General features: G+C 52.2%; 15 protein-coding genes. 1 reads left to right on the top strand and 14 read right to left on the bottom strand.

Annotated elements, in window-relative coordinates; all coding sequences use genetic code 11:
- Positions 1-42: 42 nt before the first annotated feature.
- The 14 genes from IEY46_RS32705 to IEY46_RS32640 all read right to left on the bottom strand — a co-directional run bounded on the left by IEY46_RS32705 (position 43) and on the right by IEY46_RS32640 (position 21,050).
- Positions 43-1,458 carry an MATE family efflux transporter gene (locus tag IEY46_RS32705; RefSeq protein WP_188999528.1) on the bottom strand — a complete coding sequence of 472 codons (1,416 nt, stop codon included), beginning with the start codon at positions 1,456-1,458 and terminating at the stop codon, positions 43-45.
- A 166-nt stretch (positions 1,459-1,624) separates the two neighbouring features.
- Positions 1,625-2,344 carry a delta-lactam-biosynthetic de-N-acetylase gene (gene pdaA / locus IEY46_RS32700; RefSeq protein ID WP_229750706.1) on the bottom strand — a complete coding sequence of 240 codons (720 nt, stop codon included), beginning with the start codon at positions 2,342-2,344 and terminating at the stop codon, positions 1,625-1,627.
- 168 nt (positions 2,345-2,512) lie between these two features.
- A complete protein-coding gene (locus IEY46_RS32695) occupies positions 2,513-4,054 on the bottom strand; it encodes a response regulator (RefSeq protein ID WP_188999522.1) in 1,542 nt (513 codons plus the stop codon).
- Positions 4,020-5,807: a cache domain-containing sensor histidine kinase gene (locus IEY46_RS32690; protein ID WP_188999519.1), complete on the bottom strand. Its 1,788-nt coding sequence runs from the start codon at positions 5,805-5,807 to the stop codon at positions 4,020-4,022. The genes IEY46_RS32695 and IEY46_RS32690 overlap by 35 nt, the downstream gene beginning before the upstream one ends.
- 219 nt (positions 5,808-6,026) lie before the next feature.
- A complete protein-coding gene (locus IEY46_RS32685; protein ID WP_188999516.1) occupies positions 6,027-7,745 on the bottom strand; it encodes an extracellular solute-binding protein in 1,719 nt (572 codons plus the stop codon).
- Between the two features lie 102 nt (positions 7,746-7,847).
- Entirely contained in the window at positions 7,848-8,720 is an 873-nt protein-coding gene (locus IEY46_RS32680) for a carbohydrate ABC transporter permease (protein ID WP_188999513.1), read from the bottom strand.
- 66 nt (positions 8,721-8,786) lie between these two features.
- On the bottom strand, positions 8,787-9,785 hold the full coding sequence (locus IEY46_RS32675; protein ID WP_188999510.1) for an ABC transporter permease: 999 nt from the start codon (positions 9,783-9,785) through the stop codon (positions 8,787-8,789).
- Between the two features lie 187 nt (positions 9,786-9,972).
- A complete protein-coding gene (locus IEY46_RS32670; RefSeq protein ID WP_188999507.1) occupies positions 9,973-10,788 on the bottom strand; it encodes a nucleotidyltransferase domain-containing protein in 816 nt (271 codons plus the stop codon).
- Between the two features lie 44 nt (positions 10,789-10,832).
- On the bottom strand, positions 10,833-11,744 hold the full coding sequence (locus IEY46_RS32665; protein WP_188999505.1) for a hypothetical protein: 912 nt from the start codon (positions 11,742-11,744) through the stop codon (positions 10,833-10,835).
- A gap of 261 nt (positions 11,745-12,005) precedes the next feature.
- A complete protein-coding gene (locus IEY46_RS32660) occupies positions 12,006-15,215 on the bottom strand; it encodes a glycosyl hydrolase (protein ID WP_188999502.1) in 3,210 nt (1,069 codons plus the stop codon).
- Positions 15,216-15,382: 167 nt separating this feature from the next.
- On the bottom strand, positions 15,383-17,527 hold the full coding sequence (locus IEY46_RS32655) for an alpha-L-rhamnosidase-related protein (protein WP_188999499.1): 2,145 nt from the start codon (positions 17,525-17,527) through the stop codon (positions 15,383-15,385).
- A 61-nt stretch (positions 17,528-17,588) separates the two neighbouring features.
- On the bottom strand, positions 17,589-18,404 hold the full coding sequence (locus tag IEY46_RS32650) for a carbohydrate ABC transporter permease (protein ID WP_188999496.1): 816 nt from the start codon (positions 18,402-18,404) through the stop codon (positions 17,589-17,591).
- Between the two features lie 14 nt (positions 18,405-18,418).
- Positions 18,419-19,297, bottom strand: coding sequence for a carbohydrate ABC transporter permease (locus tag IEY46_RS32645; protein WP_188999493.1), 879 nt, complete (start codon positions 19,295-19,297; stop codon positions 18,419-18,421).
- 100 nt (positions 19,298-19,397) lie between these two features.
- On the bottom strand, positions 19,398-21,050 hold the full coding sequence (locus IEY46_RS32640) for an ABC transporter substrate-binding protein (RefSeq protein WP_188999491.1): 1,653 nt from the start codon (positions 21,048-21,050) through the stop codon (positions 19,398-19,400).
- 404 nt (positions 21,051-21,454) lie between these two features.
- Between IEY46_RS32640 and IEY46_RS32635 the strand changes: the two genes are divergently transcribed.
- On the top strand, positions 21,455-22,501 hold the full coding sequence (locus IEY46_RS32635; RefSeq protein ID WP_188999487.1) for a LacI family DNA-binding transcriptional regulator: 1,047 nt from the start codon (positions 21,455-21,457) through the stop codon (positions 22,499-22,501).
- Positions 22,502-22,635: the final 134 nt, after the last annotated feature.

The following is a 22,635-nucleotide window of genomic DNA, read 5'->3' as shown; positions in this document are numbered from 1 at the left end:
GCAAGGCTTTTTTGAATGCAGCATGATGATTCTTTCCCCAACCTACGCTTGAAGCGCCGCCGGTTGCTCCATAGGCTCCACCAGCGCCTGCTTCTCCCAGGCTCTGCTTCTCCATCTGAACCACATTATGATGCCGCGCAGCCATTCATCCGCTGCAATAGCCAGCCATATGCCCGGAAGCCCCATGTTCAGCTTGAAGACCAGCAAATAACCAAGCGGCAGACTCATGCAGACCATGGAGAGGAAACCGGCGTATACGGTGAATTTGGCATCGCCTGCCGCACGCAGCGAATTGACGAGAACCAAATTGAAGGAGCGCCCGGTTTCCAGCACAATGCTAAAAACGATGACCTGAGAGGCCAATGCAATAATTTCACTGTTGCTGGTGAAGATGCCAACCAGCGGCACTCTGAATAGGATGACGGCCAAATCTACCAGCACCGTAATCATGACACTCCATTTCAGGCTGTTCAGCACCCTGCGGTACGCTTCCTCCTTGCGCCCCGCGCCAATCATCCGGCCTACCACAATGGAGGTGCCCATCCCGATGGCGATACTGAAGAGGAACACATACTGCGAGATCGACATCGCATACTGCCTGGAGGCAAGAGCTGCCGAGCCCAGAAAAGTAATATAATAAAGGAACACCATTTGGCAGCAGTGATACGTCACCTGTTCAAGCGCCGCGGGTACGCCGACCTTGAATATTTTGCCCATATACACTTTGGAAAAGGACAGATAATAATTGAAGGCGATGCGCACCTCCATTACCCGGTAGAGCATCCAGACAAAAACAATCAGCGCCACCCCGCGGCTGACCACTGTCGATACCGCCGCACCGGCTACCCCCATCTCGGGAAATCCGAAATGGCCGAAAATCAGCGCATAATTCAGCCCGATATGCAGAACGTTCATGCCCAGCGACACATACATCGATTCCTTCGTAAATCCGTAGGTTCTGATGATGCTGGAGAAGGCGTTGATCAAGGCCTGCAGAAAAAGAAATCCGCCGACAATGCTCATATACGTCTTGGCGTGAACAAGCACCTGCCCGTGAAGATTCATCTCGCCTAAGATGATAGGGCCAAAGAAGAACAGGCATGAGCTGATGACTATTCCGACCAGCAAATTAAGCGTAATGGACAAGGCGGCGATCCTGGAGGCTTCCACGACTCTCCGGGCTCCGATATATTGGGCTACAACAATCGATGCGCCGTTGCCGATCACTTCCATGATCAGGATACAAATAAACATATATTGATTCACGACGCCGACCGCCGATACGGCATCATCGGAAACGCCGCTAAGCATTAACGTATCGGCCGTTCCCATCATCATAAACAAAAATAATTCCAAAAATATCGGCCACGTCAGCCGGAACAGCTTCAAACTGGATTCCATATCATCACCTGTTGCTTTCTTAGATGTTGCGCATTTCAGCAAGAGATATCGTATCATAATTCCTATTAAAATAGGGATAAAAAATAATGCATAATAAATGGAAACCGCCTCTCATGAAAAAAGGCCAACCGGAATATTCCGGCTGACCTGGTATTACGAAGACATCCCTGTACGTGTAAGGGATGTCTTTTTTTCGATCGGGCGCACTGCACGCCCATTACAGCTAGTAGTTTTTTACAGCCATTTCATCCAGACGTTTAAACGTGTAACCCTGTACGCGCGCATCGTCAATGATTTTCCCCAGTGCCTGGGCATTATCGTGCGAGACCGTATGCAGCAGAATAACGGCGCCCGGATGAAGCTGCGACATGACGCTGTCATAGGCATGCCTCCACCCCTTTTGGGCTTTCGTATCCCAGTCCTTGTAGGCGACGGACCAGAACACGCTGATATACCCCTGCTCCCTGCTCGCGGCTAATACCCGCTCGCTGAAAATACCGCGCGGCGGGCGCAGATAATTCATCTCCTGCTCGCCGGTCAGGTCCGCGATACCCTGTTTCACACGTCCGAGCTCCGTATTGATCTGCTCGCTGGAAATGGCGCTCATATCCGGATGGCTCCACGAATGATTGCCGATCAAATGGCCCTCAGAAGCCATCCTTTTGACCAAATCGGGCTGGTCTTTAATATAATGACCGGTCACGAAGAAGATTGCCGGCGTCTTCTTTTGTTTCAGCACATCCAGGATTCCTGCCGTGTACCCGTTCTCATAACCGTTGTCAAAGGTCAGATACAGCTCCTTCTTGGCGATATCCCCGAGGAAGATGGCATCCTGTCGTTGAAGAATACTTTGGAACCCTTCTTCCCGAATGGAAGGAAGCGCACCTTTGACACTTTTCTTGAAACCAAAATGAAATGTTCCTCCGGGCGAAGCGGAAACCATGTTTATACTTGTGATGAGAATCAGGGCGCATAGCACAACAGCTACCCTGTACCGTTTGCTGAACATCGTCATCCTTCATCCCCTGACTCAACAGCTGAAGCTTTTTGCTGTTACGAATGTTGTGGCACAGGGGTATTATGTCTCAATCGCGGGAAAATATGCCTTATTTTACATCCGGTCATTCTTACGGTAATCCAGCGGTGTCAGACCGACATGTTCAGAAAATAAACGGGAAAAATACCGCGAATTAGGGATCCCCACCTGTTCCGCGATTTCGTAGACCTTCAAATCCGTCGTTCTCAGCAGGACCCTGGCCTGATTCAACCGGACCTCCTGAACATAATCATGGAAGCTCTGCCCCGTCGCCGTGCGGAACAGCGCGGCAAACCAGCTGGGGCTCAGGCTCACCTGGCGCGCGGTCTCCCCCAGTTCAATTCCCGCGTAGTTCGCAGCGATCAGGGACATCGCCTGCTTGATTTCCTTACGCATGGATCCCGATGCCGAAGCAGTTGGACGGCTCTGCATCAGCATGTCGGCCATTTGTTTGGCTTCATGGACGATAACCGAAGCATGCAGCGCCGACTCGGCAGCCAGCTTGAACTTCTGCTGCAACACCTCCTGCCCCGTTTCCCCCAGCCTCTCCCATTCGAATGCTTCAAGCTGCGTATGAATGGCCAAGGCCATCTGCCTGACCTGAACGGGTGCGGGATGGAACGCTGTGCCGATGGAATGGGCCCACTCGCTGACAAGGGCGCCGGCATCCGCACCAGACCCCCGCTGCACGGCATTTCCCATATCGGCCAGCAGCATGCGGAAACGTTCCTGCGGGAAAGACGTGAACACAGGCGTTTCATCTTCCCTTGCAATGACCCATGAAGGGGTATAAAATCCTGCATCGCATTGGGCCGCAGCCCGCTGGTAAGCCATCGGCAGGTCGCCGGGCCTGTGATAAACCGCACCGGCGGCGATGACATAATCGCCAATCCTCTTCCTGCCGCGCAGCCCTCCAACGATGCGGCCGCACTGCCTGCTGTACCAGCCGTAGAACGAAGCGTCATTCTCGCGCTGCTTGGAATAAAAGTACAAGCACCAGGTATCCGGCGACATCCGTACCGGCAGGCATCTGCGCTGATGATCCTCCTCTTCGGCAGCGAACAGCTCCTCTGCGCAGGCATCCTGCAGCGGCAGAGCTGTCCGGATGATGGCAATCGCATAAATATCATGGGCAAAACCCGCCTGCTTCAAGTTTGCCAGGCCATTCTCCGACGGGAACAGCAAAAGCTCCTGCAGCAGTATACGCACGATCAGCTCTGTCCCTTCATGTTCTTTGCGCAGCGAAGCGGCCGTACGCTGCAAGGCGCTCACAAATTCATCCTCGCTGAGCATAACTTTCGTCAGATAATCGCCAGCCCCAAACCGCAGCGCGATCTGCACCTTGTCAAAATCCTCGTAACAGGTCAGCAGCACAACCTTCGGCGGAGACGGCTGCTGCTGAAGCTGCTGAAGCAGCTCAAGTCCGTCCATCAACGGCATGCCGATATCCGTCACAACAATGTCAGGCTTCAGGCGCTCCACATATTGGAGCGCCTGAACCCCATTCTCCGCCTCACCCACAATTTCGAAGCCCCGGGCGGCCAGCTTAAAGCCGCGTATCCGGCGGAGCGCAAGCGGTTCATCATCGACCAGCAGCAATTTGACGGTTTGGTCCACCTGGTCCATCCTCCGTTTCATCCATCCTCAATCTGACAGTCACGGTCGTTCCTGTGGCTGAATCGCTCTCAATCGATAGCCCGTAGCCCACTCCGTAGTAGAGCTGTACGCGTTCATGCACATTACGGAATCCGATATGATCGCCGCTGTGCGATGTGCCGGGTTCTGCCGGAATACCGGTCTTCAGCAGGCTTTTGATCTTCTCCCTGCTCATTCCTACGCCATTATCCGCGACGATAATTTCCAGATCCCGTCCGCAGCGCCTTACGTTCACCGATAGTATGCCTCTTCTGCCGCTAAGCGGACGCAAACCGTGAAAGACGGCATTCTCCACAATCGGCTGCAGAACAAGCTTCAGTACCGGTACCGAAGCCAGTTCCCCGGGCGGGTCCTCCACGTGGAATTCGAAGCGGTCGTCATACCGGACGGATTGTATGTACAGATAATCTTTTACATAAGTCAATTCTTCATCCAGCCGCCGCAGGACGTTGGTGCCGTCCAGCCCGTATTTGAGCAGCCGGATCAGAACCGTCATTACGCGGTGGATCTCTTCCTTGCTTTTGAAATCGACCATGATATCGATCGTATTGAGCGTATTATAGAGAAAATGGGGATTGATCTGCGAGAGCAGCATTTGAAAGTCAGCCTGCCGCTTCTGCTCCTCCGTCTGCTTGAGCGTCCCGATCAACTCTTGAATCGTGCGCATCATCCGGTTGAATTCCCGGGCCATCTCTCCGAATTCATCCTGCCGGGCAACCTCGAACTGATGATCCAGATGGCCGGTTGCGATATGGCGGATACCCTTTGTCAAGGATACAATCGGCTTGGTGAACCACCAGGAAACGCCGATATACAGAAAAATAAGCCCTGCCGAGCCAAGCAGCAGAATCATAACAGCAAATTGCACAATTGGACGGTATTTATTCTCAAGCGTCTTAACGTCACCGACGATCACAACCTTCCAGAAGGGGGCCTGATTCATATCGGAAATGACATAATATTCGCCGTTTTTCTCAAAATAGGCTTTGGCCGCTGAAAGCGTTTGCGTATTGCGTTCGGCAAATTCAAGCGTTTCAAAGCTGTTTCGCGCCACGATCGTGATGGAATAGATCAAACGGTTATTGCGGTCGTATAAAAGCGTACGGGTATCGTAGCTGCCGGCGAATGCGGCGCTTCGCTGAACGATGCTTGTTACATCCGTAACAAAAGCCAATACCCCTTCCTGCTTGCCCTCCTCGTTGATCACCTGCTTCGTCACAATGCTCACCAGACTGTTCAGTCCCGTCGAGCCCATCGTGGACGTGAACGGCTCCGACCAGACGACGCCGTTGGCGGAATCACGGCTCTGTCCCCGGATAATGCCCATTTCCTTCTGTCCAAAGCTATCCCAGAAATATTCCGGGTATCCGGCGGTCAACCCGTCATTGCGAAGATAGACGACTCCGCGAACAAGCTCCGGTCTGGTCTGGGCAGCAGCCTGCATGGAGCGTATCCAGTCGGCCGGCCCTTTCTCCCCATGCAGGATTTCATTCTCAATACCCAGCACATTCAGCACCAAATCATTCATCTGGCTTTCCATCAGCCTTACGGACTGCACGACCATGCCATTCAGGGCGCTATCCTGCGTTTGACGCAGATAGGACGTTGTGTTGGATTGGGCCAGCAGAATAATGGCCGTTATCAGAATCAAACTGGGCATAATGAGCCAGATCAGAAGCTTTGTCCTCGCTCCGATACGCCCGCTTCGCCCCATGATCCCCATCCTTTCTCTAACTGATACAGCTGCAGTCAAGAAGCGGTCAGCCGTTCTTGAAGGCGGTACAATTAACCTTATCCTTAGCCTTATAAACATTTATCGAAGCTAATCTTATGAAGGATACAAGATCAAGTATACCTGCCCCCGCCTAATGGTCAAGGCGACTGCAGGTATACTCGCATGCTCTGTTTATTTCCAGTTGTAACAGAATGGCGGTTAAGGCTTGCCTACCCCAAGCTGCTCGGCAGCCTGGTCAATCAGCTTCTGCCCGCCCGCTTTCTTCCATTCCTCCACATATTTATCCCAATCGTCAAAGCTTCGTTTGCCCAGGACGAAAGCGATCTCATTCTTCTGTATGAAATCCTTCAACCGATTGGTCGTCGGTCCATCCAGATTCAACAGCATATCATAGTTCGTTACACGCGGATAGGCGCGGACTTCATCCTGGTAGTTGTCCCCCGGCTCGTTATACGGAAATTCAGGGGAATATTTATGACGTTCCCAGATCAGCGTGTAGCCGACCGATTGCCAATCCATCATCCCTTTAAGCTCCGGCTTCATCTCATTCTGCAGCTTCACCATATCGGAATCATAGAAATAGGTACCGTCCTCGTTCTTGGTCACTTTCGTGTAATCCGGCCAGATTTCCGGTCCTCCGCCCTGATTGCCGACCCAATAATATTTGTTCGGATACTGGACGGCGTCCAGGAAATGAGCGATCCGTTTCATCTTGCCTGGATCCTCGCCCACCTTCTTGGAGATGATGATGATGCCGCCTGGCGATCCGCCTGGCCCCAGCTTGCCGTCGGCGTTCAGCTCAGACGTCAGCGGCGGTACCGGTGCCCAGTTTTTCAGCGTATCCGCGTTATTCTGGGAAGCCGAATATTGCTCCTGCAGCAGATTCCAGCCTGGATAGTTGACCATGCCGATTTTGTTCTGGAGCGTATACGCTTTGAACTGCTCCCATTGAATCGTATACCAGTCAGGGGCAAGCAGCTTGTTGTCATTCAGCTTCTTGATGAATTCCAGAAACGCTTTATTTGTGCCGTCGAGCATCGGATTATTGATTTTGTCATCTTTCACATTCCAGCCGCGGTGGCCGAACATATCAATCAGACCGGCCATCATGCCCCAACCCTGCCCAGCGCCCGCAGCACCCATAAACCAGGTATCTGCCTTGCCGTTTCCGTCCGGATCCTGCTCGGTAACCGCTTTCGCATAAGCGAACACCTCATCGGCTGTCTTGGGCATTTCCATGTTCAGCTTGGCGAGCCAATCCTGGCGGATAAAGTTGCCCCATACATCCGGGAATGTCGGCAGACGGGGAATTCCGATCATTTTGCCGTCATCCGTTGCCCATTTCTTGTATTCTTCCGTCACGTAACTCATCATTTGCGGCATATAAGGAAGCATCTGCGTGGCTTCAAGCAGCTGATCCTGTTTAAAGAGCGCCTGCGCGACCGGTCTGTCGCCCAGCAGCACCACATCAGGCGCGTCGCCGGATGCGAAGCGGACATTCGTCTTGTTGACCAGATCCTCACCCGTCAGGTTCGTAAAATTAATTTTCACGTTGAAGGTTTTCTCATAAAATTCCTTGATCATATCCTTGGTAGCCGGTTGGTTGATGAAACCACCCAGCATGATATCGATGGTGTAGGATTTGCTCATATCGTCATACGCGTAACTCTTGTCGTAATCGACCGGAGTCGGCACGTCCGGGAACGCTTTGGGATATTTGAGATCCTCGGGTTTGGGCACTCCTTCCTCGGATGCGCCTTCTGCCGCGCCCTCATTACCCGATGTATTAGCCGGTTTATCGCCGTTTCCATTGGCCTGGCCATTCGTTGTCGCACCTTTATTCGAACTGCACGCTGCCAATAGCAGCGACAGAACCAGCAGCAGCGAAATCATGACGGCTGTCGTTTTTCTGAACATGCCATATCCCCTTTTCTTTGGTATCATTGTAAGTTGCCATCTATGCCAAGAAGCCCGCGGTGCTTCAAAAGCATCATTATTGAAAGGAGAGCCGCATCGAGACTAGCCTTTAACGGCACCCATATAAACACCTTTCACAAAATACTTCTGCAGGAATGGATATACCATCAGAATCGGTAGTGTACCGACGATAACCGTCGCCATTTTCATCGATTCCGGCGTGACAGCGCTGCCGTTAATAACCAGGGATTGCATGGCATCGCCGGAAGCTGCGGTCAGCATGTTTTTGAGAATGAGCTGCATCGGGAACAGGCTCGCGTCATTCAAATAAACCATGGCATCAAACCAGCTGTTCCAGTGGAACACCACATTGAACAGGCCAATGGCGGCCAGCGCGGGCGCGGCCAGCGGGATCACAATTTTGAACAGCATTTGCAGATCGCCCGCACCGTCGATTTTGCCGGCTTCGACCAGGCCATCCGGCAAATTCTCGATAAAGATTTTGATGACAAGCAGACCGAAGCTGTCAACCAGGTAGAGCAGGACCAGGGACCAGATGGAATCGATCAGTCCCAGCTGTTTGACGACCAGATAGGTCGGGATCAGCCCGGCATTAAAGAGAATCGTCGATACGACGAGGAACAGCATCATTGTGCGGCCCGGCAGTGTGCGGACCGACAGCACATAGGCGCCAACCACTGTCATCAGCAGCATCAGGAAGGTGCCTACCCCGCTGCGGAAGACAGAAACGCCAAAGGACTTCCAGATCAGCGGCGAACTGAGGATACGTTCATATGCGGCGAACGTCGGCTCATGCGGAATAATGACAAAGTAATTGCGCTGCATCATTTCCACATGTCCGGTCAAGGACATCCCCAGGACGTAGAGCAGCGGAAATACCGCCGATGCGACAATGAGGATGACGAAGGCATGGATGACGATTTGATAGGTTCTCTCCGACTTGGATTTATACATGTGTCGTCCTCCTCTCTATTCGGGCAAGGTCTGCCGGCAGCGGGAATCGGGGCGGCAGCATGCAGGCTACCATATGCCCCGGCCGGACAGCTTCTTGGCAAAATAATTGGCCGTCACCACCAGTGCAAGCCCGATCACGGACTGGAACAGTCCGACGGCGGTAGCCAGACTGAACTGCAGTCTTGCCAGCCCCTCACGGTACACCCAGGTATCGATGACGTCCGCCGTATCGAATACGGCATCATTATAGAAGAGCAGGATCTGCTCGCCGCCGGCATTGAGCAGGGAACCGAGATTGATACATAAGACAAAGGTCATGACCGGCATGATGCCCGGCAGCGTAATATGCCGCATGCGCTTAAGCGGCCCTGCTCCATCGATTACAGCCGCCTCGTACAGCTGGGCATCGACTGTGGACAGCGCAGCCAGGTAGATGATCGTGCTCCACCCGATTTCCTTCCACAGCGCAGAGCCGATCAGGATCGGCCTGAACCAGTCGGAGTCGAGCAGAAACTCATGCCGCTCGAAGCCGAAAGCGTGCAGCATATTGTTAACGAAGCCGTACCCGACCGAGAAGAAGCCGAATACAACCCCGAACACGATGACCCACGAGAAAAAATGCGGAATATAAACCAGCGTCTGCAGCCATTTTTTCAATCTCTTGCTCATCATGTCATGAAACATGATCGCCAGTATGATCGGCGGTACGAAGCCGATGACCAGACGCAGCACGCTTATCTCGACCGTATTGCTGATCACGCCGGGAATTTCCGGCGACAGGAAAATATCCTTGAAGTTCTGCATCCCTATCCAGGGACTGGCGAAGACCCCCGCTCCCAGCTGTAAATCCTTGAACGCTACCACCCAGGCTAATACGATCGGCCAGTATTTGAATACCACGAAGTATGCGAATACGGGGATAAACAGCAGATACAAAGTCCGATGCTGCTGTATGCGTTTCCATAGCCGGGGTTTTGGCGCGCTTCCAGAACGAGCGGCACCAGCGGGACGCGCTGCTGCCGTCTCCATCGTGCTTTCCCCCGTCTTGGGATCTGTCTTGGACATATGGTGTGCCTCCCTTGCATTTGCTGTCATGATAGCGCTTACCTGTTTATTCTATCACGCCTGTTTTCCCCGGATGTTCATTGTGTGATTGAAAATGTATACGCTGGAACTTTATCCATCCCTTATTCGGCCGAAAAAATAGCGCCTCCCTAGGGAAGGCGCTACGATAGGTGATTCTCCCGGAATATTAACGGTCGCTCAGCGGCGGTTCGCCATCCAGCCAGTTCCACTCATTGTTGAGAACAAAACGGCTGATCGTTTTCTCGCCGGGAAGGCCCCAGTCACGGAAGGATTGAATGCTCGCGACAACCGCGCCGATTGTTTCCCGGGTCGGGCCTTCCAGCATGGCCTGCTGCAGCTCCAAATAGTCCCGCGGTTTCTCGGGCGCCTGCCGCAGCGCATGGGCCAGTGACTTATGGCAGGGAAACAGAATACGGTTGTGCGCCAAGATCAGCCTTCCCGCAAACAGCGCCACCTGGCTGACGGCATGGGCAAGCAAATAGCTGTTGTTCAGCACAATAGCCCGGTCGGCAAAATAGCCGCCATATAAGTCAACCTGTGCGTAAAAATCCGCAAAGTTCCTCTCGCGGTTTGCTTCCGGATAGACGGGAATCCGGTCAATCAGCTGCTGAAGGCCGGGAATGCGGGTGAAAACGGCAAATGCCCCTTCGAAAGACGCCCGCGTAGGTTCGCTGCCCCGCTCCGCGGCTGCCTGAATGAAAGAAAAATCAATGATTTTACCATCATAATAGCCGCCTTGGTAATCACAGCCCTCTGTCTCATAAAAAAACAGATCATCCCGCTGCTTTCTTTGCTGAAATTCCTCATCGGATACAACGAGATAGCAGTCAATATCCGAATCTTCCCTGGCAATTCCTTTGGCTACCGATCCCGATATAATAACGGCAAGATAACCGGGCTCCTCCTTGAAACGTTCCGCCAGATTCTCAATCGCCTGGCGGTGATGGTCCTGAATAAAAGCTGGAATAGCATTACGGGTCATCGTTTCGTCCTCCTCAAGGGCGGTTATAACTGCTCTACTAGGTTCTACGGTCCTACCGTGATCTCACAGGGTTCTGAGGCGAGCTCGATTGTTTTCCATTGTCCATCATCGGCTTGAACAGAAAAAGAAGCGGTTCCGACCAATTTGTATTGTCCCGGCTCTTCGATTCTCAGCATCCTTTTCCCGCCCTGGTACGAGCTGCTGTCGGGGTTATAGGCCGTTCCCGGCTCAAGCGTAAGGGTTATCCCGATATCATTCCTTGTAAAAGTATTAATAAGCGGATTATTCAGCTCATCGTAGATTTGAATCTGGATCATCGGGGAAGCATGGAGGAGCTTTACAGGTGCCGCAGACTTATTCGTCAATTCGGCTGCCACCTCAAATTTCTTATTGCTGCTGAAAGTACCGCCTATTGCGCTCACCGTTACGGCAAAATCCTCTTGAGGCCATTGTTTAGAGGGGGCTTGACTCTCTACTTCAAATATATAGTCGGAGCTGCCCTGCGGCCACTGCGCCTGGATTATATAGAGCTGTTTCCCGCTTCCCACCGCCAGATGAAACCGGCCATCTTCAACAGCCAGCGCCTCATCCGGCCGCTCTTCCCCGGGAAAGGAAGCCATAACGGTCAGTTCATCGGGAGGGGAATCAAACAGAAGCTCTACCGGTCCCCCGCATTCCGCTTTGGGTGGAGCCTTCTGTTTGGCAACCAGCTTCTCATAGGAGGACACATCCACGCAACTGCCGGTACCCTCGCTATTCCAGCAATAAGAACCCCGAATGGCATGGAACGATTCTTCGCCGATTATGACGCGGACAACAGGCGGTTCATGATGATCCGCCTGACTTGCGACTTCCGGGGAAGGAGGTGAAGAACCTTCCGATCGTTCTTGTTTCGCGTCCCCGCATCCCGATATGATCAAGAAGACACAAAGTAGAATAAGCTGTTTCAATCTCATAGACAGACCCCTTTTAGCTGTTTTTAGCCATTTCGCCTTATTACTCCAAACGTTTATGACCAGCTAATTGTTACATCGGATCGCCTGCGCCTGATGACAGATGTTTCTATGTCTCGTGAAGGATGTTCCCCTTTGAAATAAAGCCCTGGCCGGAGGAGCAGCAAAATAAACCAGCGGGCTGTGGAAAAGCCCGCCGGCCTGATTCGTCACATAGAGCCCAAAGCATATAACCCGACACCAGGAGTACCTAGATATTGCGGTTTATATCCGGTGCTGCCGTACGATTCTCGGCGCTGCCAGCAGTCCCGAAGGAAGCAAAACATCCATCTCGTCGAACGATTCGCCTTCCGTCACCCAATTCCCCGGACCGTAGTGCGGGGTCAGCAGCGGGAGTTGATGCAGCGGCCCGAACGTATTGCGGCGCGTCAGCACAAGGTCGAACTCCAGCGCCTGCGCCCCGCTGCCGGCAAGCTCCGCCTCGTAAGGCTGCCAGGCCAACAATTCCTCCGGGGCTCCGCCTTTCCTGACGCGGATGCATGCCGCTTCGAAGGCAGGGAACTGCAGCACGGTCCGGCTTCCACCCGCCGGCAAGGCATCGCCCGCCGGCAGCTTGCAGGCTGCAGCCGCAGCCTGCTCCTGGCGAAGGATATACGTTATCGCGCCTCCATAGAACGGCAGTCCCTGCTTCGTAATATCGCCGACCGTCAATGACTCCGGGAGCGCAGTCAGAATCCGGGCCGTTCCCTGCAGCTTCACCCCGAACGCGCCGAGCAGGTAAACTGCCTCCAGGTCAATGCCCGCGTGGAAGCCGCCCTCAAGCTCGACGACGTTCTCGCCGCCTTGCAGCAGCTGAACTGGCAGCGGAATCTTCACGAAGCAGGGGTCCACCCACCAGCCAGCTTCTTCGGGTACCGCAACCGGTTGGCCGTTAAGACGGATTCCGAACAGATCCGGCCGTTCGACTGCAAGCGTCAGTTCTCCGCGGAAGCTTGCCTCCACATTGAACGTGTAGGCTAACCGGAGCCGTGCCAGCTCATGCAGCGACTCGCCGAGATATTTCCGGCGGTACCAGGGCTGAATCATCTCCCCGGAACGCCAGGGGAGGCCAAGCTGGCTGCGGATTTCACGATCCGCCTTGAGAATTTCGAAGGGACCGGCAGCCGGCCCGCCATCCAACTGGTAGAGCACGCGATCCAGAACGCAAACATTGGGCTCTTCAAGCCGGTAGTCGAAGCTTCCCTCGATCCCGGCTGCTTCCGCTTCTTCATAACGGACCGCTACAGCTTTCACCTCGGGCACCGAACCTGTAAGGGCATCAGAGCCAGCGTGGTTTGCTCCGCCCCCGGCTACAATGACATGCTCCCCGACAGGCGGAAAATCCAGTGTGAACGAATAGATGCCATCCACAAGCCTGGCTGCAATCTGCTTCTGCTCGCCTGTAGCACACAGCCATGTCTCAATAGGGCCAGCGGAGTCGGCTTCCAAGGCAGCAAAGGCGTCCGCCCGTATACGCACTTCTACGCCGCGATGCCAATCTTTGCGGTTCATATTCATCAGCACCGCGCATAAGCGCCCGCCATCGGTTCTTACCTGCGCGAAAATATCCGTTACCGGCTCCCCTGTCTGCGCGATTGCCAATTCCAGCGGCGGCAATACAGCTTGCCGGCAAGCCTCAATGAGCGACTCGCGCTCGAACGGTACAGCTTTTCCAATAAAGCTTCCCTCTTCAGAAGGCATCGCATCGATATACGCGGGCGCTTCGCCCGCCATAATGACAACTCCGCCCGCTTGCGTAAATTTCTCCAGCAGGCTCAGCGTTGTCGAGCGCATCGTGGTCAACCCGGTGACCAGCACGGCCCGGTAGCTGGCTTGCCCGACATGCAGCACTGGAGCGCCCGTCAACGGGTCTTTCCCGATCTGAGACAGACGGGACATCATCTCTTCGTCCCCGTAATCAAAGTCGAGCTGACCGCCTGCAAGCCAGTGGAAGGTCTGCTCGTAATGCTGCTCAATCTCCCGCACATCAGGCGATTGGGCGGACAGCCCCCTTGACCAGCCCGGATAGATCTGGCACCAGAGGCTCTCTACGGGATTGATGACAAGCAGATCGCATACCGGCGTTCCCTGCGAGAGCAGGACGCCAAGTCTGGAGAAGTAGGTTTCCACTTTCTCATAATCCTGCCACCAGGCGGATTGGTACGAGATGCTGGCCGGGAAATCCCGTTTGGATTCCCCCTCCATTGTGTACCAGGAGAGATGATGGCACCTCAGATTAATACCGAAGAGCGCCTGCCAGTCTCCAACCGCTTTATGTCCCTCCAGCGGCATCTGCCATCCTGTGCAGCCGTAGAGTTCGGACATCATCCATGGCTTGCCGAGCTGGCGCGCGGCAGAAGCCAGCTGCTTGACGATCCAGTAATTGACGTTGCCCTCCGACAGCACATCCACGCCCGGATAGCCCATATGCTCATAGAAACGCATAACCGATCCGACCATCGCCGTCTGCGCTGAAAGCGAATCCTCATGAAGCGTGTGTCCGGTCAGAATCAGGTCATTGCGTTCACACCATTCATTAATCGGCTTGGCAAAATTATCGTGGAACATATCCTGCAGCAGGTCGGTATAATGCCATTTGACCCTTGAGATTTTGCGTCCCTCCGGACGCAAGAACAGCTCCGGCAGAAGCGGAATCAGATCGTAGCCGTACTTATCCAAAAAACGTTCGAAGAGAGTATACGTCCAGGGAACCAGCCACTCATGATCCGGGTTTTTCGCGCCGAAGCCATCCATTAACGCACCGCGGTGCGGTTCATCCGTGAAGATGCCTTTGATGGATTTGCCGAATCGGCCGCCGCTTCTGCTTTTGTACTTCTCGTGGGTAAGCGCCAGGAAATGATCCACCGCCTCGCGGTTCAACGTATCCAGGTATGTGAAGCCGTTATAGAAGCTCTCCCTGGCCTGTTCCTCGACAGCAAAAACAAGCAAGCTTTCGTCAGGCCCTGCCTCCGGATCCAGGCCGTGACCAACCTGCCGGCATCTGCTGTAATCCAGTCCGCTGAGCTTGCAGACAAATACAGCCACAACAGACTCATGATCCTCCCAACTGAATCCAGCCTCCGGCGGCAGAACGCGAAGGCGGAGATATTTCAGCCGGTAAGCCGGCTCTTCTGTCACGATGCCCCCAGCCGTCCCGCTCGGCCAACGATCCTCATCATACAGCCAGGCTTCCATTCCCAGCTTCTCGGCTTCGTCGGCGCAGGCATTAATGAGGTCAAACCACTCCTCCCCCATATATTCCGTGATCAGACCCGTCCGCGAATGCATGAAAAATCCGCCAAAGCCCATATCCTTCAGCACATGAATTTGACGCAGCAATTCCTCCTTGTTCAGTTCGCCATTCCATGACCAGAACGGCTTTCCGCGATAAGCTGCGGTGGGCTCCTGGAACAATGCGTTTATATGATTGTGCATAATGCGCCTTCTCCTCCCTTATACGGTAGAGCGATAGAATCGATGATGACCATGATGGCATAGGATAAATATAACAAAAAAGCGGGTCAGGATGTGAGGTTTGCTTATCACCTAGCAAGCACCCCCGCACATCTTCCCCACCTTGCTCTTCTTCCGCTTATTAATAATTAAGAATGCATAACCGAATCTTGAAGCACAATGCCTTCCGGCAGATGAAGATTCGCGTCCAGCCTTCCATTCTCGTCAAGCTTCCATTTCACTTGAATAGGGCCGTGCGGGGTGTTGACCATCCCTTCGCACTCCCGGATACCGCCAACCGGAACAGGATCGAAGCGGACAGAATTAAATCCGGGTTCCAGACTGTGAATGCCGAGCACCGTCTCGCTCATCCATTTGACCGGCGTGCTGGACCAGGCGTGGCACAGGCTCATCCGGTACGAATCATAGGCTGTGAATGTGGTGAGCCCGTCATGGAAATTGGTATCGGAATCCAGATTGAACGCCTCCCAGAAGGTTGTTGCTCCTTCCTTCAGCATACCGCCCCAGACTATTTCCAGAATCTCATACGCTTTATCGTGGAGGCCATAACGAGAATAGCTTTCCATCAGACTATAGGCCGACAGCGGCGTGAAGGGATCCTTCAACTCATACGTTTGCAGAAAATGAAGCGCCGTTTCCTTGGAGACATAGCCGCTTTCGATGCCCAGAATCTTGACCGCCAGGGTATTGGACGGTTCCATGAATGCTTCTTCCTTCACATCCGGCACCTTCCAGTGATACTCCAGCGCAAGCTCAGGGATTTCCTTAAGCAGCCGCCCCAGATCCTCGTGCGTCATGCGATATATAGCCTGAAGGCCCGCCTGCTTCTCCTCATCGCTGAACGGCACCCATTCAATGAGTATGCCATCGCTCACATCCAGCCTTCCTGTCGACTGATCGATATTCGCTTCAACCCAGGCGACATGCCGCTGCAGTGCTGCCTGCATTTCGAGAACAAATGTCTTGTCACCGGTATGGAAATAATACTCGCAGACGGTTTTAATCCACCACAGCGTGTATTCCGCAATGCCATTCATCCACATGCCGTAAGGCGTTCCCGTTCCCAGTTCCCGGACCGCTCTCTTCAGAACGCTGAAATCATCCCAGAGCACATAACAGGACTTGGCAGCCAGATAGAAATCGAAGGTCCAGTTCAGCCGGTCGCGTTTGATTCCATCCCACAGACCGATCTGGTGGCAGATGCGGCTGGTATGGGCAGCGGTTTCATAGATCTGGGGCATAAGTGGAAGATCCGCCTGGAATTGCCCGACCTGCGATACATTGACATGTGCCGATTCAAAGGAAAGCTGCAGCTTGAAAGCATCGCTTCGCGCCCCGATCACATACAGCCTGACATATTTCATCCCTTCAGGGAGCGTCGTGAAGTCTTCCCCTGCGGCCGCCTCGAACCATTCCGTGATACAGCCGTCATAATGTTCCAGCTCGTGCAGCGATTCGGCGCCGTTCCACAGCACTTTGAGCGGTGTGTTCCCTTTGTTCTCAAGTGTGAATCGTGCGTTGAATTCCCGCTTCAAATCAATGGTCACGGAAGGAACTGCGCTCAAATCCAGACTTCGCTGAAGAGCCCGCATTTGGCGCCAATCGCTCTGCTTGCGCAAGTGGTAGAACAGCTCCAGCTGCGGCCGTTCCGGCAGCGTCAGCGCAAGGTCACCGCTTGCCTGGCCGGTCAGCGTGAATATCCCCCCCTGCTGCAATGCAATTTCCATCATCTGCGATTGCAAAGAAGAGGCTTCATTAACCGGAAACACCTCGATGTCCCCAAATCCCCCGGATACAAACCAGTCTGGTCCCCCATCCAGATCGCCAAAAGGCTCCTCCCCCAGCAGACAGATAACTGCGGCCTCTTCGTCGCCGGCCAGCCAGGAATCATCGCTTACGATCCACAATCCTTCTCCCTGGAGATAAGCGGAAAAACCCACTGTGCGGTTGTGCAAATAGCCATTAACCGAGACAACAGGCACAAAGGCCGAGCAGTTCAGCTCAATACTGATTTCATGAGTGCCTGCCGGCAATGGCTGAGGCAGTCCGGGAATTTGCCGGTAAACCGTAATATTCCCCGGGTGCTCCTCAATTTGCGCAATCTGCTGTCCATCAAAGCTCACCCGGGCAGCGCCGGTAAAGGCGGCAAAAAACTGTGCATCGGATGTTTCTTTCCCCACTTCAATCTGCTTGCGCAGTACAAAGCTTGCCTGCTTCTCCCGCTTTGCATGCCATATCCATTTCGGCAGAGCATTTTCTATTTGACTTGTCATTGTCATTATCCCCATTTCACTTTTGAATGACGTAAAAGCGAGGCTGCGCAGCCTCCAGCACTTATGCTTTGACTGCGCCCGATACCATGCCCTCTATATAATATTTCATGCCGAACACGATTACGAAAATCGTTGGAATACTGCCGATGATGTAGCCCGCAAATGAAAGGCCAACATCCGCGCTTCCCGAACGGTTCAAACTGACTGCAGCCATGGTGAAGGTACGGTGATCTTCGTCCAATACAATCAGCGGCCAGACATAATCGCTGTAGACGCTGAGGAAAGTCACGATGCCAACCGTAACCAGGATGGGCAGGCAAAGCGGAAGAGCAATCCGGGAATACAGGTAGAACTCATTGCCTCCATCCATCCGGGCTGCCTCGAACAGCTCTTCAGGCAGAGATTCAAAGAAGGTTCTGCACAGCAGAATACCCAGCAGCTGCGTACCCGCGATATAGGGCAGGATTAGGCCAAAGAAGTTATTGGTCAACCCAAGTACCGTAATAATGGAATACAGGGGAACGATCGTGAGCAGTGACGGAATCATCATGACACCAATCAGCATCATGTATAGCAGACCCTTCAAAGGAAACTTATGGCGGGCAAACACATAACCCGACAAGGAGCCCAGAATCACCGCAGCAGCTACCGTGACGATACAGACAAATAAAGAGTTGCCGATTCCGCTTTTAACAACGGACCAGGCCTGCGAGTAATTTTCCCACTTAATTTGTTCAGGAAAACTCCAGAAGTCAATCAGAATATCAAGCTGATCGCGGAACGAGAAGAAAATCAGCAGAAAAAACGGAATAACCGTTAATATGAGAAGCAAGACGAGGATGGCTCCCCCAATCACTTTTGGCAAACGTGCGGACATGAGCAATCCCCTCCTTAGTTGTCAGTTTGAAGAAATTTCAGGTTGAAAATGGTAAGTGCAAGAATAACAAGGAACAGCGTCACGCCGATCGCCGAGCCATAGCCGTACTGCGAGCTTCCGAATGCGGAATTGTACATCATAATGGCCGGGTTAATCGTTGACACACCCGGTCCTCCGCCAGTCATAACGAGTATTTTCACAAAATCCTGAAGGCTTCCGATAATCGTTAGAATCGTGACTACCTTAAACTGAGGAATCAGGAACGGCAGATGCAGCTTTTTGAATACCTGCCAGCCCGTTGCACCGTCCATCCGCGCCGCCTCGATTTGTTCCTGGTTCATATTGCCGATTGCGGCATAGAAGATCAGGAATGGCAAACCTGCGATAAAAGGAAAACCAAACGCGATCAAAGCCCAGATTGCGGTGCCTTCCTCACCCAGCCAGGCATGCTGCAGGCTATCCAGCCCGAGCTTCGCCAAGGATTGGTTGATCAGGCCATTGGATGGGTCATACATGTTCTGCCAGAGCAGAATGGTTACAATGCCAGGAAGCAGCATCGGCAGAATAAAGCTGGTGCGGAACAAATATTTCAACCGGCTTCCGCCGATTAAATGAATCAGCTCTGCGGCAAGAAGCGGAAATATAATCGCCTTCAGTACATCGGTTACCGTATAAATAATTTGATTGAACGCACCGGTGTGAAATGTGGGATCCTTCAGGATCGAAGTGAAGTTGTCGAAACCAATCCATTCCGAAGTCACCAGATTCCACTTGGTAAAGGAATGGAAGAAAGCCAAAATCATGGGATAATACAAAAAGACAAACACAAACGCAAAAGAAGGGACCAGAAATAAATAGGAAATTCCATATCGTTTCCATTTATGCGAGTTCAAGAGTCTTCCTCTCCTTTCTTATCTGTATGGGCGGGTCCTGTCCTTATGAAACAGAAAAGGGGGATGGCAAGCGCCATCCCGCTTCCGCTTGAGCTAACGTTTAGGGATTTGTTTTTGGATCCAGATCCATTTTGTTATCATCGATAAATTTCTGATTCGTTCTCTTCACAAATGCAGCCTTCTGCTTCAGGAATTCCGCCAGGTCGATGTCGCCTTGGTAGAATTTCAACTGCAGAGCTTTGAATTCCGTACCCGCTGTTACATCGTTATTCGGATTACCTGTGGAAATGCGTGTAATTTCACCATTCATGTTACCGGATACAAGGAAACCTTCCAAATAGCCGTTGATTTCGTCCGATAATTGAACACCCTTTACAAGACTTGGCCCTTGCACAAACTGTCCAGCCGCAAGCGTTGTTTCATATACTTTTTGAGCCACCTTCGGCGAGAACAGATACTGCATGAAATCTTCCGCTCTCTTCACCTGTTCGGCATCTTTCTTTTGGACAATGCTGAGCTGGTGGCCTACAGCCAGAATGCCGCGGGGGTCATCCGGGAAGTTCGGATCAGGCTGGGAGAAATTCGGGAACTTGAAGGTTCCCCATTCAAAGCCTTTGTCGCCAAGCTTCTGTTGGTCCTGCACCAGCTGTCCGACCTGCCAGCTGCCATTCCAATAAACAGCCGCTTTACCGGAGATAAACAGTTTATATAGATCGGAGTCGCCCATCGTTGAGTATCCTGGCTCGTAGAACTTGGATAAATCTTTCAGCAACGTCCAGTATTTCTGCTCAGCCGGTCCTTCAAGGTCATATTTGCCGCTCATGGCATAGTCCATAATGCGCTCCTGGCTGACCACTCCGCCAACATCAAACATCGGTTTGCCTGCTTCGTATACAATTTTCTTGTTATTTTCTACGATTTGCGGTGTTGCGATACCGTCGCCTTCCTGAACAAGGAAATCGGCGATCAGTGGACGCAGAGCCCAATCGACAAACGCGCCTCTCATCCAGCCTTCATAATCCGCCGTGTGCAGGAAAGGCATAGCCAGCGGAATGATTTTGGAATCGGAATCCTTAATTTTCTGAAGATCAGCCAGCAAATCTTCCCATGTGGCCGGTGTATCCGTAATGCCTGCCTTTTCAAAAATCGCTTTGTTGTAATAGAACCCTGTTCCTACAAGGTCAAAGGGGAGCAGCGCAACATCTCCTGCTTCCGAGTACATATTGGCGTGATAATTCTCGTCCACGCCATCCCAGATTGATGTGCCTTCATTGTAAGGATTCGGCTGTTTTACATAATCGTTAAGCTTCACAAACCAGCCTTTCGTAATATTGGCGCCAGGTTTATCGCCCGTCAGGTTCGTATGCACAATATCCGGAGCATTGTCGCCACCGGCGGACATCTTCGCCTGGAAGGAAGTGATATAAGCATTATTATCGCTTTGCACATCAATTTTCACCGTGGTTTCCGGATGCAGTTTATTGTATTCCACCGCCGCTTCCTTCAACCCGTCCGTATAGTAGTTGCTGATCGTCGAGAAAGTTATCGTTTTCGGATCGGTGTTGCCTGTACCCCCGACGGTTCCATCCTCGCCTTTGTTTGTATCGGGGTTGTTGTCCGTACCGGAACCCGTGTCGGCAGGCGGCGGTGTATTGCCCGACCCAGCGTTGTTATTCTTGCTTGAGCAGGCAGCCAGCATACTCATCACAACAATAACACTGAGCATTAACAGTAGTGTTTTTTTCATCTTCATGTAGCGAAATCCCCCTTAGGATTATTAAATTCAGGCCTTGTAATGAACATCATCCAGTCATTTCAATAATTATTATAAAAACGTTTCTATACATTCCGATATACGCACCCTTCACCTCCTAAAAATTCGCTATTTTTATGCGAATTTACGTGAAAACCATTCAAATATAAAAATGAAAACACTTACAAACTGGGTCTATCTCCATGCTAACACGGGAAAGGAATCAATTCAATATAAAAATGTTTTTATAAAAACAAATTCAAAAACTCAGTAGTTTCAGCGGTTTTAGCTTGTTTTCTTATAAAAATAACGTTAAAAATGTGTTTTGAAAGCGCTTGTTGACCAATCTGTCCGTATATGATAGGTTTATTTCATAAAACGTTTTTATGAGGATGAGCCCTAATATGAGTCGTAATATAACCATCAAGGATATCGCACGCGAAGCCGGCGTTTCCATCTCAACCGTTTCCTTCGCTTTCAACGGCACTGCGCCGGTAGCGGCGGAAACCAAAGCCCGTATATTCGAAGTCATCAAACGCTTGAACTATCAGCCAAATTCAGCCGCTCGCGGGCTGGTAACACGCAAAACAAATAATATATGCCTGTTCACTCCTCATCCCGCATCCGATTTCTTCTCCTTCAAAGGAAATAGCGTGTTTGCCGATTTGCTTCAGGGAATCGGCGAAGTGCTGGATCAGAAGGATCATAACCTACTCATATCCTGGGAGAATCTTGGTCACAAAGCCAAAACTCCCAAGCTGATCAAACTGATGCGCGAGCGGGCAATGGACGGTGTGCTGATCTCGCTGCCTGATCACGACTCATCCATTATCGAGGAGCTGACTGAGCAGAATTTTCCCGTTGTTATACTCGGCAGCAATGATTTGAAGAACCAGGTCAACTCCGTAGATGTAGACAACTATGAAATTGCCTACCGGAACACACAGCATTTGATCGATTTGGGCCATACCCGAATTGCTTTCATCAGCCCGGGGCCGCTTGAATTTCTCGTATGCGAGGACCGTCTGGAAGGCTATCAGGATGCGCTGGACAGCGCAGGGATCAAAAGAAAAGAAGAATATATTTATATTGGCGACGAGAATGAATCCAGCGGCCGCAAGGCTGCCGAGCATTTCCGGTTATTGAAGGAGCCGCCGACCGCCATCGTGGCGGGACGGGATGTTCAAGCTGTCGGGGTCCTGGATTATGCAGCAGCAAACGGCTTGTCCGTTCCCGGCGATATAGCTCTGGTCAGCTTCGAGAATACGGCTCTGGCAGATAAATACGGAATTACCTCCATTACAACCAATCTTTATGAGATCGGCAAGGAGGGAGCCAAACTGCTGCTCAAGCTGCTGAACCGCAAGAAGGATAGACCGGCGCAAAATATTTCCATTCCGTCAGAGCTGATCATCCGCAGCAGCTGCGGCGCTCAGACAGGATCAGCCTAAAGCCGCATCCTTCTTATTCCTATTGTTTCACTTCCGCTACTTCCCTATTCGTTTCTTATACGAATCCGGCCTCCACGCAATACCCCGGACACAGAGCTTGACACATAAGGCAGGCTTAACGTATAGTCGAACTA

The organism is Paenibacillus nasutitermitis, assembly GCF_014641075.1.
Classification (GTDB): Bacteria; Bacillota; Bacilli; order Paenibacillales; family Paenibacillaceae; genus Paenibacillus_Z; species Paenibacillus_Z nasutitermitis.
This window is presented reverse-complemented; position numbering and strand designations above follow the sequence as displayed.